Consider the following 10,534-nt stretch of genomic DNA (forward strand, 5'->3'; position numbering starts at 1 on the left):
CCGGGGTGTGCCACTCCGACCTGCACGTGCTGCACGAGTTCCCGCCGGGCGCGATGCCCTGGCAGCTGCCGTTCACCCTCGGCCACGAGAACGCCGGCTGGATCGCCGGGACCGGCCCCGGCGTGCGCGGCCTGGAGCAGGGCCAACCGGTCGCCGTGTACGGCGCGTGGGGCTGCGGGGTCTGCCGCTCCTGCGCAGCGGGCGCCGAGAACTACTGCCGCGCCCCCGGTGGCGGCTCCGCGGTCGGCGGGCTGGGCGCCGACGGCGGCATGGCCGAGTACCTCCTGGTGCCCTCCGCCCGGCACCTCGTCCCGCTGCCCGACGGGCTCGAACCCCGCACCGCGGCCCCGCTGACCGACGCCCTACCACGCGATCGCCCGGGTCGCGGACCTCCTCGGACCGGGCTCCACGGCGGTGGTCGTGGGCGCCGGCGGGCTGGGCAACCTGGCCGTGCAGGTCCTGCGGGCCACCACGGGGGCCACCGTGGTCGCGGTCGACCCCCGGGCGGAGTCGCGGGAGCTGGCCCGCGCCCGGGGCGCCCACGCCGTCCTCGACAGCGACGCCGACACCGCCGCGGCCATCCGGGACCTCACCGCGGGCACCGGCGCCGACGTCGTCCTCGACATGGTCGGTTCCGACGGCACCCTGGCCCTGGCCGCGTCCGCGGTCGGCATCGACGGGGCGATCGTCGTCGTCGGCATCGCCGGCGGGACGCTGCCGGTCTCGTGGCTGAGGCTGCCGTACGGGATCCGCGTCCTGACGACGTACTGGGGCACCCGGCCGGAGCTGCACGCGGTGCTGGCCCTGGCCGCCCGCGGCGACCTGGTCGCGCAGACCACCGAGTGGCCGCTGAGCCGCGCGCCGGAGGCCTACGCGGCCCTGCGGGCCGGCTCGGTGACCGGCCGGGCGGTCATCGTCCCGGACGACGCCGCGGCCGGCTGAGCGCGGGCCGCCGCCTCCCGCCGGGCTGGCCGAGCGGGGGCCGCCGCAGCAGACTCCCGGGTGCCACACGGACCGTGCCACCGACCGCCGCGTCGTCCGAGGAGGGCCCCGCCCATGTCCCACACCCCCGCCACCCCCGAGAGCGTCTTCACCTACGGCGCACCCCAGCTCAAGTACGGCCCCGGCGCCTCCGACGAGATCGGCTACGACCTGAGCCTGACCGGGGCGCGGCGCGTGCTGGTCGTCACCGACCCGGGCGTGGCCGCGACTGGTCACCCCCAGCGGGTCGCCGACCAGATGACGCCCTTCGGCATCGAGGCGCGGGTCTTCGACGGCGCCCACGTGGAGCCGACCGACGAGAGCCTCGAGCACGCCGTCGGGTGGGCCCGCGAGCACGGGCCGTGGGACGCGGTCGTCGCCGTGGGCGGCGGGTCGAGCATCGACACCGCCAAGGCGATCAACCTGCTCACCACCAACCCCGGTGAGCTCATGGACTACGTCAACAAGCCGGTCGGCGAGGGCCGGGCGCCGGTCAACCCGCTGCACCCGCTGGTCGCCGTCCCCACGACCACCGGGACCGGCGCGGAGAGCACCACGATCTGCGTGCTCGACGTCCTGGCGCTCAAGGTGAAGACCGGCATCAGCCACGCCCGGCTGCGCCCGACCATGGCCGTCGTCGACCCGGCGCTGACCCGGACCCAGCCGGCCGGGGTCACCGCCGCGTCGGGCATGGACATCCTCTGCCACGCGCTGGAGAGCTACACCGCGCGCCCGTACACGACCTTCGAGCACAAGCGGCCGGAGGAGCGGGTGCCCTACTGCGGCGCCAACCCGATCGCCGACATGTGGTCGGAGAAGGCGCTCTCGCTGCTGGCCGGGTCCTTCCGCACCGCCGTCCGGCACGGCGAGGACGACGACGCCCGCGCGGCGATGGCCATGGCCGCGACCTTCGCCGGGATGGGGTTCGGCAACGCCGGCGTGCACATCCCGCACGCCAACGCCTACCCGATCGCCGGCCGCGTCAAGGACTTCCACCCCAAGGACTACCCGGCCGACGAGCCGATGGTCCCGCACGGGATGTCGGTGGCCCTCACCGCGCCCGAGGCCTTCCGGTTCACCTTCGACGCCGACCCCGAGCGGCACCTGCGCGCCGCCCGGCTGCTGGACCCCCGCGCCGAGCAGACCGACGACCCGGCGGAGTTCCTGCCCACGGTGCTGACCGCCCTCATGCGCGACATCGACATCCCGGGCGGCATCGGGGCCGTCGGCTACGACGAGGGCGACATCCCCGACCTCGTCGAGGGCACGATGAAGCAGCAGCGCCTGCTGGCCACCGCCCCCAAGGACGTCACGGAGGACGACGTCGCCGGGATCTTCCGCCGCTCGCTGACCCTCTGGTGACCCGCCGCGGCGCCCTGACCTGGTCGTAGGACTCCTGTCCAGGTGCGTCCCGGACCGCCGGGCTGGTCCAGTGGCCGCGGGGGCCGACCGGGGCCACGGGGAGGACGGGCATGGCGACGAGCGCGGGAGGGCCTCCGCGCCCGTTGCTGGGCGTGGCACCGCTCGAGCCGGCCGGTGGCGTCGACACGCTGCTGACCGCCTTCGGGCTGCTGGCCGGGGACCGGCCCGGCCTCTGCCTGGACCTCGTCGGCGGCGGGCCGCTGCGCCGGGCGCTGCAGACCGCCGCCGCCCGGCTGGGCCTGGACGACGCCGTGCGCTTCCGCGAGCCCCTGGCGCCCCCGGCGGTCCGGGCCGCGGTGCACCGCTGCGCCGCGCTGGTCCTCCCGCACCGGGCGCCCTGCGGCCGGGAGTACCCGTCACCGGCGCTGCGGCACGCGCTCGCCAGTGCGCGCCCGGTCGTGGCCACGCCCGCGGGCGCGCCTCCGCTCCTGATCCGGCACGGAGAGACGGGGCTGCTCGTCGCCCCGGACGACCCGACCGCCCTCGCCCTGGCCCTCGCCGGGCTGCTCGACGACCCGGTCCGCGCGGCCGGCATCGGCCTGGCCGGCAGCCGGGCAGTGGGCGTCCTCCCACCGGCCGATGACGGCGGACGGCTGCGCCGCACCTGGCAGCGGGTCACCGGGTGAGGCGCGTGCCCCTCGTCCCGGGCCCCCAGATCGGGGGAGCCGGGCGCCCGGTCCCTTGCGCCGCCACCCCCCGGGATGACACAACTCCCCGACAGGCGGGTGCAGCGTCGACGCGCGAGGGGGACGCCATGGCCACCGGCCCGACGGCGGCGGTCGCCGCACCGCGCCCGACCGGCGACTGGGTCCCGCTGGTGCAGCCCGCGCCCGCCCACCGCCCGGCCCGCACCTCGTCGGTGCGCCGAGTGGTCGGCCGCTTCCTGCTCGCCAACCTGGTGGCGGTGGTCCTGCTGCTCGGCGGCGGCGTCTGGGCCGGCGTCGAGGCGGCCGAGGACGAGGCGCTGGCCGACGCCCGCCACGTGACCGACCTGCTGGCCGCCGTCCTCGTGCAACCCAACGTCGACGACGGCCTGCTCGCCGGCGACCCGCAGACCCTGCAGACGTTCGACGCCCGCATGCGCGACCGGCTGCCCTCCGTCGGCATCGTGCGGGTCAAGATCTGGACGGCGGACGGGCGGATCGTCTACTCCGACGAGCCCCGCCTCGTCGGGCAGGCCTACGGGCTCGACGAGGACGACCGGACCGCGCTGCGCGACGGCGTCACGCGGGCCCAGGTCAGCGACCTCACCCGCCCGGAGAACCGGTTCGAGCGCTCCTTCGGCCAACTCCTGGAGGTGTACCGGCACATCGCCGGCCCCGACGGGCAGCCGCTGCTGCTGGAGACCTACTCGGTGTACCAGCAGGCCACCTCCCGGCAGTTCGAGATCTGGTGGGAGTTCGCGCCCATCTCGATGGCCGTGGTGCTCACCCTCCTCGCCGTCCAGCTGCCCCTGGTGCGCCGGATGGTGACCCAGCTGCGGGCCACCCAGCGGGAGCGCGAGCTGCTGCAGGCCCGCGCGCTGGACGCCTCTGCCGAGGAGCGGCGGCGGATCGCGGGGAGCCTGCACGACGGGATCGTCCAGGACGTCTCGGCCTCCGCCCTGCTCGTCGCCCGGGCCGCCGACGAGCTGCGGGGGCCCTCGGCCTGCGGCTGCCCCCACCCGGAGGCGGAGGTGCTGAGCCAGGCCGCCGGCGCGCTGCGGGAGTCGGTGGGCTCCCTGCGCTCCCTGCTGGTGGAGATCCACCCGCCCGACCTCGCCCGCTCCGGCCTGCCCATGGCCCTGGCCGACCTCGCCGGCCGGCTGCGCCCGCGCGGCGTCGACGTCCGGGTGCACGTGGCCGACGACCTGGACCCGCCACCGGCCGCCGCCGCCCTGGTCCTGCGCACCGTCCAGGAGGCGCTGCGCAACGTCGCCAAGCACTCCTCCGCCCGCCGCGTGGACGTGACGGTGGAGGAGCGCGCCGACGCCCTGGTGTGCGAGGTCACCGACGACGGCGTCGGGTTCGAGGCCGCGCCCGACCCGGACGGGCACGGCGGCCGGTTCGGGCTGCGGCTGCTCGCCGACCTCGCCGCCGCCGAGGGCGCCGCCCTGTGGCTGCGCACCGCGCCGGGGTCCGGGACCACCCTGCGCCTGGAGGTGCCACTCCCGTGATCGACGTCCTGGTGGTCGACGACCACGCGCTCATGCGCTCGGGCCTGTCCGGGCTGATCGCCGCGGCCGAGGACATGCAGGTCGTGGGCACCGCCGCCGACGGCGCCGAGGCGGTGGCCGAGGTGGCCCGCCTGCGGCCGCGGGTGGTGCTCATGGACCTGTCCATGCCGGTGATGGACGGCGTCCTGGCCACCCGCCGCATCGTCGAGGAGCACCCCGACGTGGAGGTGCTCGTGCTGACCTCCTTCTCCGACCAGCAGCGGGTGATGGAGGCGCTCGACGCGGGCGCCGGCGGGTACGTCCTCAAGGACACCGAGCCCGCCGACCTGCTGGCCGCCATCCGCTCCACCGCCCAGGGGCACTCGCCGCTGGACCCGCGCGTGGCCCGCACCGTGCTGCACGCCCGGCGCTCCCCGCCCCGGACGGCCGAGCTCACCGAGCGGGAGCAGGAGGTGCTCGCGCTGGTCGGCCGCGGCCTGGCCAACAAGCAGATCGCCCGGGCCCTCGGCATCCGGGAGGGCACCGTGAAGGCCCACCTGACCAGCGTGTTCCAGCGGATCGGCGTCCGGGACCGGACCTCGGCGGCCCTCTGGGCGCGCACGCACCTGCCGGAGGACCCCACGAGCCTGGCGCGCTGACCCCCGCTCGCGGCGGCGGACCCGCGGCACCGAGACTGACGGGGTGACTGCGGCCGCTGCTACCGACGCCGACCTGCTCTCCTCGCTGCGCCGGGCCGGCGTCGGCGACGTCGACGACTCCGGCCTCGCCCGGGCCCTGTACTCCTCCGACGGCTCCCTGTACCGCGTGCTCCCGCGCGTGGTGGTGCGGCCCCGCCACCCCGACGAGATCGAGGCCACCCTCGCGGTCTGCCGGGAGACCGGCGTGCCGCTCACCGCACGCGGTGCGGGCACGTCGATCGCCGGCAACGCCGTCGGCCCGGGCGTGGTGGTCGACACCAGCCGGTACCTCTCCCGGGTCCGCGCCATCGACCCCGAGGCCCGGACGGCGACCGTGGACCCCGGCCTCGTCCAGGCCGCCCTGCAGAAGGCCGCCGCGCCGCACGGGCTCCGGTTCGGCCCCGACCCGAGCACCCACAACCGCTGCACGATCGGCGGGATGATCGGCAACAACGCCTGCGGCTCCCGGGCCCTGGGCTACGGCCGCACGTCGGACAACGTCGTCGGCCTCGACGTCGTCACCGGCGGGGGGCAGCGGCTGCGGCTGGGCCCGGGGGGCGATGCCCCGGACGGCGGCGTCCTCACCGACCTGCGGAGCCTGGTGGACGGCGAGCTGGCCGCGATCCGCACCGAGCTGGGGCGCTTCGGCCGCCAGGTGTCGGGCTACTCGCTGGAGCACCTGCTGCCCGAGCGCGGCTTCGACGTCGCCAAGGCCCTCGTCGGCAGCGAGGGCACGCTGGCCCTGGTGCTCGGCGCGACCGTGCGGCTGGTGGCCGACGCGCCCTTCCGCGGGCTGGTGGTCCTCGGCTACCCGTCGATGGCCGACGCCGCCGACGCCACCCCCGCCCTGCTCCGGCACGAGCCGACCGCCTGCGAGGGGCTCGACCAGCGGATCGTCCAGCGGCTGCGCGACGTCCCCGCCGCCGTCGTCCCGGAGCTCCCCCGCGGCGACGGCTGGCTGATCGTCGAGCTGACCGGCGACACCGTCGCCGAGATCGAGGCCAAGGCGAAGGGCGTGCTCGGCGACGCCGGGGCGCTGGACTCCCTGGTGGTCACCGACCCGGCGGAGGCCGCGGCGATCTGGCGGATCCGGGAGGACGGCGCGGGCCTGGCCGCCCGCACCTCCGACGGCCGCCCCGCGCACGCCGGCTGGGAGGACGCCGCGGTGCCGGTGGAGCGGCTCGGCGAGTACCTGCGCGGGTTCGAGGAGCTGCTGGGCGCGCACGGCCTGCAGGGGGTCCCCTACGGCCACTTCGGCGACGGCTGCGTGCACGTGCGGATCGACTTCCCGCTGGGGCACAGGCCCGACCGCGGACGGAAGGCCTACCGCGCGTTCGTGACCGACGCCGCCGCGCTGGTCGCCCGCTTCGGCGGCTCGGTCTCCGGCGAGCACGGGGACGGCCGGGCCCGCAGTGAGCTGCTGGCCTCGATGTACTCCCCGCACGTCCTGGGCCTGTTCGAGCGGGTCAAGGCGGTGTTCGACCCCGGCGACGTGCTCAACCCCGGGGTGCTCGTCCGGCCGGCCCGCGTCGAGGACGACATCCGCGTCGCCTCCGCGCCCCGCCGGACCACCGGCCTGGCGCTGGCCTACCGGCACGACGGCGGGGACTTCTCCGCCGCCGTCCACCGCTGCACCGGCGTCGGCAAGTGCCGGGCGGACCTGCAGGCCTCCGGCGGCGTGATGTGCCCGTCGTGGCCGGCGACCCGCGAGGAGAAGGACACCACCCGCGGCCGGGCCCGCGTGCTGCAGGAGATGCTCGCCCCCGGTGGGCCGGTGCGCGACTGGCGCTCTCCCGAGGTGCACGACGCCCTCGACCTGTGCCTGTCGTGCAAGGGCTGCTCGCGGGACTGCCCCACCGGCGTGGACATGGCCTCGTACAAGGCCGAGGTGCTGCACCAGAGCTACCGCCGCCGGGTGCGCCCGCGCTCGCACTACACGCTGGGATGGCTGCCGCGCTGGGCGGACCTCGCCGCCCGGGCCCCGCGCGTGGTCAACGCGGTGATGACCTCCCACCTCGGCGGCCGGGCCGCCAAGTGGGGGGCCGGCGTGGACCAGCGGCGCAGCCTGCCGGCCTTCGCGCCCCGCACCTTCCGCGCGAGCTGGGCCGACCGGCCGGCGGGCGGTGACGGCCGGCCGGTCGCGCTGTGGGTGGACTCGTTCACCGACCACTTCGCCCCCGAGGTCGCCGAGGCGACGGCCGAGGTGCTGACGGCGGCCGGCTACCGGGTCGAGGTGCCGCCGGCCGAGGCGTGCTGCGGGCTCACCTGGATCACCACCGGCCAGCTGGACGGCGCCCGCCGCACGCTGGCCCGCACGGTCGAGCTGCTGGCCCCGCTGGCCGACGCCGGGGTGCCGATCGTCGGCGTCGAGCCGTCCTGCACCGCCGTGCTGCGCGGCGAGGCGCTCGAGCTGGTCGGCGGGTCCGCCGCCGAGCGGGTCGCGGCGGCCACCCGCACCCTGGCCGAGCTGCTGCGGGACACGCCGGGCTGGACTCCGCCGTCCCTGGCCGGGGTCGAGGTGGTCGCGCAGCCGCACTGCCACCACTCCGCCGTGCTGGGGTGGTCGGCCGACGAGCGGCTGCTGCGCGACGCCGGCGCCACGGTGCGCCGGGTCGGCGGCTGCTGCGGGCTGGCCGGCAACTGGGGGGTCGAGCGCGGCCACCACGAGGTCTCGGTCGCCATCGCCGAGCACCAGCTGCTGCCCGCCGTCCGGGAGGCCGGCCCGGACGCCGTCGTCCTCGCCGACGGGTTCTCCTGCCGCACCCAGCTCGACGACCTGGCCGGCCGCCGCGCGCTGCACCTGGCGCAGCTGCTCGCCGGACGGTGACCGCGGCGGCGGTCTGCCACGATGCGCCGGTGGACCTCGAGGAGACCCTGCTGCCGGGCGTCGGTGTCCGGTACCAGCTGCAGACCCGCGCCGGTGACCTCCTCGCGATCGTGATCCGCCGCGAGGGGGCGGCCGAGCTCGCCGTCTACGACCGGCGCGACCCCGACCGTGCCCGCAGCGTCCTGCGGCTGGACGCCGAGGAGGTCGACGCCGTCGCCGACGTGTTCGGCGCGCCCCGGCTGACCCAGCGCTTCGCCGACCTGTCCCGCGAGGTGCCCGGGTTGGAGTCCGGCCACTTCCCTATCCCGCCCGGCTCCCCGTTCGCCGACCGGCCGCTCGGGGACACCCGGGCCCGGACGCTCACGGGCTGCTCCGTGGTGGCGATCGTGCGGGACACCGACGTGGTCCCCTCCCCCGGGCCGGCCGACCTGCTGCGGGCCGGCGACGTGCTGGTCGCCATCGGCTCGCAGACCGGCCTGGAGCAGCTGGAGCGGCGCCTGGCCGGCGCGGCCTGAGGCGCGGCCGGCGTGGACCACGTCGCGGCCCTGCTGGTCGAGCTGGGACTGCTGTTCCTCGGCCTGTCGCTGCTGGGCCTGCTGGCCCGCCGGGTCGGCCTCTCGCCGGTGCCCTTCGTCCTGGTGGCCGCGCTCGCGCTCGGGGACGGCGGCCTGGTGCCGCTGGCCACCGCGCAGCCGTTCATCGAGGCCGCCGCCGAGATCGGCGTGGTGCTGCTCCTGCTCGCCCTCGGCCTGGAGTTCTCCGCCGACGAGCTGTTCTCCTCCCTGCGCCGGCACGGCCCCTCCGGGGCGGTCGACCTGCTGCTCAACGCCCCGCCCGGTTTCGTCGCCGGGCTGCTGCTCGGCCTGCCCTGGCAGGGCGCCCTGGCCCTGGCCGGCGTCACCTGGATCTCCTCGTCGGGGATCGTCGCCCGGCTGCTCGGCGACCTCGGCCGGCTGGCCAACCGCGAGACCCCGGCGGTGCTGTCGGTGCTCGTGCTCGAGGACCTCGCGATGGCGCTGTTCCTACCCCTGCTGGTCGTCGCGCTGGCCGGCGGCGGGCCGGTGTCGGCGGTCGGCGGCGCCGGTCTGGCCGTGGGCGCCGTCGTGCTGGTGCTGCTCGCCGCCCAGCGGCACGGTCAGCGGCTGGGCCGGCTGCTGGCCTCCGCCGACGACGAGCAGGTGCTGCTCCGGCTGGTCGGGCTCACCCTGCTGGTGGCCGGCCTCGCCCAGTCGCTCGGCGCGTCGGCCGCCGTCGGGGCCTTCCTCGTCGGGCTCGCGCTGCCGGCGTCGTTCGCCGAGCGGGCGCGGGCGATCCTCAGCCCGCTGCGCGACCTGTTCGCGGCCACCTTCTTCGTCGCCTTCGGGCTGTCCACGGACCCGGGCGCGGTGCTGCCGGTGCTGCCCGCCGTGCTGGCCCTGGCGGCGGTCACGACGGGGACGAAGCTGGTCACGGGCTGGTTCGCCGCCGGCCGGGACGGCGTGGGCGCGCCCGGGCGGCTGCGCGCGGGGACGGCGCTCGTCGCCCGCGGCGAGTTCTCGATCGTCATCGCCGGCCTGGCCGTCGCGGCGGGCGTGACCGACCTCGGGCCGGTGGCCACCGGCTACGTGCTGGTCCTCGCGGTGCTGGGGCCGGTCCTCACCCGCCTCGTCGAGCCCCGCGACCTGCGGGCCGCGGTCTGATCACGTCGTCCCCCGCCGCAGCGCCGTGATCGCGGGGATCGGTCAGGCGGCGGCGTCGTCCCGTCGGGCGACGGCCGCCGCCACGACGTGGGGGGCCAGCGCGGCCGCGATGACGGCGTAGCCGGCCGAGGAGGGGTGGAAGCGGTCGGCGGAGAACATCGCCGGGTCCGCGGAGAACGCGGTGGCCACGGCGTCCGACACGCCCGCGACCCGCGCGCCCGCGGCCCGGGCGACGGCGGCCTGCTCGCGCTGCAGCTGCGTGGAGGCGGCCTGCACGAGCCCGCGGAACGCCGGGGGCACGAAGGGCACGACCGACATGTCCGGCGCCGGGACGACGACCACGTCGGCCCCGCTCGCGCGGAGGGTGCCCAGAGCCGCCGCCAGGGCGGAGGCCGCCTGCACCGGCGGCACCATGCGGGCGAGGTCGTTGGCACCGACGACCACGACGGCGAGGTCGACCGCCAGCGGCTCGGCGCGGCGGGCCTGCGCGGCGAGGTCGCGCGAGACGGCGCCCGGGACGGCCAGGACGGTCAGGTCGACGTCGAAGCCGGCGTCGCGCAGCACGTCCGCCAGTCGAGGGCCGAGGGTGTCCTGCACCCGGGCGGCGCCGGAACCGTACGCGAGGGAGTCACCGAGGAGGGCGAGGCGGATCACGCTGCGTACAACAACGGCAGGTGCTCCGCCATGGGGGGGGGGGGGGGGGGGGGGGGGGGGGGGGGGGGGGGGGGGGGGGGGGGGGGGGGGGGGGGGGGGGGGCGGCCCGGGGCTTAATCCCGGGGCCCAGCCTTCGCAA

The 10,534-nt window shown here is 77.3% G+C and carries 9 protein-coding genes and 1 pseudogene; 9 read left to right on the plus strand and 1 reads right to left on the minus strand.

Annotation, left to right across the window (positions count from 1 at the left end):
• Positions 1 to 26 precede the first annotated feature (26 nt).
• The 9 genes and pseudogenes from ACI78Q_RS19070 to ACI78Q_RS19110 all read left to right on the plus strand — a co-directional run.
• Positions 27 to 263: pseudogene (locus ACI78Q_RS19070) on the plus strand (alcohol dehydrogenase catalytic domain-containing protein); the annotation flags it as partial.
• Between the two features lie 157 nt (positions 264 to 420).
• Positions 421 to 942 (plus strand): zinc-binding dehydrogenase, encoded by a 522-nt coding sequence (locus ACI78Q_RS19075; protein WP_456925013.1) that lies wholly within the window; start codon positions 421 to 423, stop codon positions 940 to 942.
• A gap of 114 nt (positions 943 to 1,056) precedes the next feature.
• The gene (locus tag ACI78Q_RS19080; RefSeq protein ID WP_456925014.1) at positions 1,057 to 2,343 is read left to right on the plus strand and encodes a hydroxyacid-oxoacid transhydrogenase; all 1,287 of its coding nucleotides are present in this window, start codon (positions 1,057 to 1,059) and stop codon (positions 2,341 to 2,343) included.
• A 152-nt stretch (positions 2,344 to 2,495) separates the two neighbouring features.
• Complete coding sequence (locus ACI78Q_RS19085) at positions 2,496 to 3,029, plus strand: glycosyltransferase (protein ID WP_456925015.1); 534 nt, start codon at positions 2,496 to 2,498, stop codon at positions 3,027 to 3,029.
• A gap of 128 nt (positions 3,030 to 3,157) precedes the next feature.
• Positions 3,158 to 4,558 carry a sensor histidine kinase gene (locus ACI78Q_RS19090; protein ID WP_456925016.1) on the plus strand — a complete coding sequence of 467 codons (1,401 nt, stop codon included), beginning with the start codon at positions 3,158 to 3,160 and terminating at the stop codon, positions 4,556 to 4,558.
• Complete coding sequence (locus ACI78Q_RS19095) at positions 4,555 to 5,196, plus strand: response regulator (RefSeq protein ID WP_456925017.1); 642 nt, start codon at positions 4,555 to 4,557, stop codon at positions 5,194 to 5,196. Before ACI78Q_RS19090 ends, ACI78Q_RS19095 begins: the two co-directional genes overlap by 4 nt.
• 43 nt (positions 5,197 to 5,239) lie before the next feature.
• Positions 5,240 to 8,062, plus strand: a complete 2,823-nt coding sequence (locus tag ACI78Q_RS19100; protein WP_456925018.1) for an FAD-binding and (Fe-S)-binding domain-containing protein — start codon at positions 5,240 to 5,242, stop codon at positions 8,060 to 8,062.
• 29 nt (positions 8,063 to 8,091) lie between these two features.
• A complete protein-coding gene (locus tag ACI78Q_RS19105; protein WP_456925019.1) occupies positions 8,092 to 8,577 on the plus strand; it encodes a cation:proton antiporter regulatory subunit in 486 nt (161 codons plus the stop codon).
• Between the two features lie 12 nt (positions 8,578 to 8,589).
• Positions 8,590 to 9,741 (plus strand): cation:proton antiporter, encoded by a 1,152-nt coding sequence (locus ACI78Q_RS19110; RefSeq protein ID WP_456925020.1) that lies wholly within the window; start codon positions 8,590 to 8,592, stop codon positions 9,739 to 9,741.
• Between the two features lie 42 nt (positions 9,742 to 9,783).
• Here the strand turns inward: ACI78Q_RS19110 and ACI78Q_RS19115 are convergent, their stop codons facing one another.
• The gene (locus ACI78Q_RS19115; protein ID WP_456925021.1) at positions 9,784 to 10,395 is read right to left on the minus strand and encodes a GDSL-type esterase/lipase family protein; all 612 of its coding nucleotides are present in this window, start codon (positions 10,393 to 10,395) and stop codon (positions 9,784 to 9,786) included.
• Positions 10,396 to 10,534: the final 139 nt, after the last annotated feature.

Source organism: Geodermatophilus sp. SYSU D00705 (genome assembly GCF_054050135.1).